Annotated in this window: 2 protein-coding genes; one reads left to right on the top strand and one right to left on the bottom strand. The window is 27.4% G+C overall.

Going from position 1 to position 2,200, the window contains the following annotated elements:
* Window positions 1-70 precede the first annotated feature (70 nt).
* A complete protein-coding gene (locus ACF91D_RS29875; RefSeq protein ID WP_392438342.1) occupies window positions 71-1,270 on the bottom strand; it encodes a helix-turn-helix domain-containing protein in 1,200 nt (399 codons plus the stop codon).
* Between the two features lie 473 nt (window positions 1,271-1,743).
* Between ACF91D_RS29875 and ACF91D_RS29870 the strand changes: the two genes are divergently transcribed.
* Window positions 1,744-2,007, top strand: coding sequence for a helix-turn-helix domain-containing protein (locus ACF91D_RS29870; RefSeq protein ID WP_392438341.1), 264 nt, complete (start codon window positions 1,744-1,746; stop codon window positions 2,005-2,007).
* Window positions 2,008-2,200: the final 193 nt, after the last annotated feature.

The following is a 2,200-nucleotide window of genomic DNA, read 5'->3' as shown; positions in this document are numbered from 1 at the left end:
TAATTTATATATTCCAATAAAAAGTATAAAAATCAATATATTATTAAAGTAACCAATATTGGATTTTTGCTTACTGATCTTCTGACATTAAGTATTGTTTAAATTTAACTCTGTTTTGTGCAAATTGCTTTTGTGCTTCTAAAAATGCCTCTTTATCTTCTAGTAATGATTTAATATCATCATTTGACCAATACCATTCCTCTTGTAACCAAGTTTTTTGTAAATCATTATATAAATATTCAGGTATATGGTTTTTGTATTGCTGTTCAATATGACTAGATAATTCATTCAAGAAGTTTGTTTTAATAACTTCTGAAGCATATGTAGGTTTCTCTTCTGATTTAAGCCATTCTGGTGTCATTTCTCTACTTGGTAATACATTAGTATCATGACACATTGGGTTATTAGAATACACTGCATCTTCACTAGCTTCCATCGTTGATTGAATCTCTTTATATTTCTCACTAATTCCTACTATAGCGCCTTTGATGTATCTAAATATGTTTTCTATTTTCCCACGTTTGTTATGGTAATATTTTTTTAATTGACGTACTAAAGTTTTGAAACCTTCACGGATAATCAAGTCATCATAATTTTTATTAAATTTATAAGATACTAGTTTGTCTAATATGCTTTCATACAGTTTACTTATTTGGCCATCTGAAAAGAATGGTTTGTTTTCTAAATAGATATGTTCAGGGACACCTTCTGGACATTCTCTATATTCTTTAATATTTTCAATTCTATTTTGTGATTCATAACTGCTCTTCTTAGTTACTTTAAAAGAATTATATAGTTTTAAAGAAAATATAGTTTCTTTTTGAACAAGCACTCTATTAAACATTGGTGTTTGAAGGTTTTTAGGCTTGTTTTTTTCATTGGTACGGGATGACATTTCCGCACTGACATTTTTATTTTTTTTCACTTCTTCCCTCATTAAAGGACTGTTAATTGCATACGCATTTGCACCGTCTCCACCCTTTTTAGGACGTGAAGTTGGAATAACAGTTATAAATCCATTCTCTTTTAAATATTTGATGTGTCTTCTTACTGTACGTACGTTTATTTTTAAAGTATTTGCTATAGTTTCAATTTTTAAATGACAAATACCTACAATTTTACAGCTATACTGTTTTAACATATTTAACGTTCTATAATAAGATTTGCTTAATTCTTTATTGAATTGTTTTACAACAAAGTCCATTTCTTCTCTTGAATCAAAGTATGAATATTGTTGTAAGTTTACTAGTTCGTAAGTACTTTTTGACATAATAAAAAACTCCTCTCAAAAGAAACCGTTACCTTTGAAAGAAGTCCTAATATTGATCCCTAAATAAACCGAAAACGTAGCACCTATGATACGTATTAACTTGCATTTTACTCGTTATGTCTTTATAATAAACGTATAACATATATAAAAACTTCTGTTGTAACATCTTTTGTTATGCAGATATTGAAACGAGTTATTGTTTGTCGACGTAACTCTTTATACACTTGATTTTTGGAAGTTGTTTAGGGACTTCTTTCATGGAACTCAACTACTACCAATAGTTGGGTTTCTTTTTTTGTCTTTTTTTAATTTTTAATAACTGTTTACACAATTATTTTCTAAAAAATAGTATAACATAAAAAATTGCGCTTGTGTATTAAACAAATATGTTTAAAAACGCCGCTTCATGTATTTTTTAGCCTCTATATATTCATTTATAATGAATGTAATACGGTTTAGTGGGAGATTACACTATGAATGAATTTGAAATTAAACAATTAATGAAGTATATTTCGTATGAATTTAAGCATATAAGGAAAGCAAGGCGCTTAATTTTAGAGGACGTTGCTTTTGAAATTGGTGTAACCCCTTCTTATATTGGAAATATAGAAAACGGGAACAGAGAGAAATTATCTTTATATATGTATTTAGTTTTAGCAGATTATTATAATATCCCTATTGAAGAAATTATTATAAATGCAAAAGCCAGAAAAGAAATTGATGATCAGCTTAAATAAAAGAAAGTTTATAGGCATTATTTGTCTATAAGCTTTCTTTTTTTATAATAATTTTACAAAGATATAAACACAAAAAAAGAAATCATAAGTTAAAAATGGAATATCGTGTATTAATGGGGCTAAGATGCATTTAAATTAGCTATTACATTTTATGTTACTATGCGTATAAGCATATTTAAGTGGGGTATAGACT

The organism is Staphylococcus sp. 231237_7MaSpsaltlick (assembly GCF_043107035.1).
Note: the sequence above shows the minus strand (reverse complement) of the source record. Positions and strands in the feature narration are given on the sequence as shown.

Coding starts and splice junctions, on each gene's coding strand:
- ACF91D_RS29875 (WP_392438342.1), bottom strand. CDS start 1,270: ATGTCAAAAAGTACTTACGAACTAGTAAACTTACAACAATATTCATAC.
- ACF91D_RS29870 (WP_392438341.1), top strand. CDS start 1,744: ATGAATGAATTTGAAATTAAACAATTAATGAAGTATATTTCGTATGAA.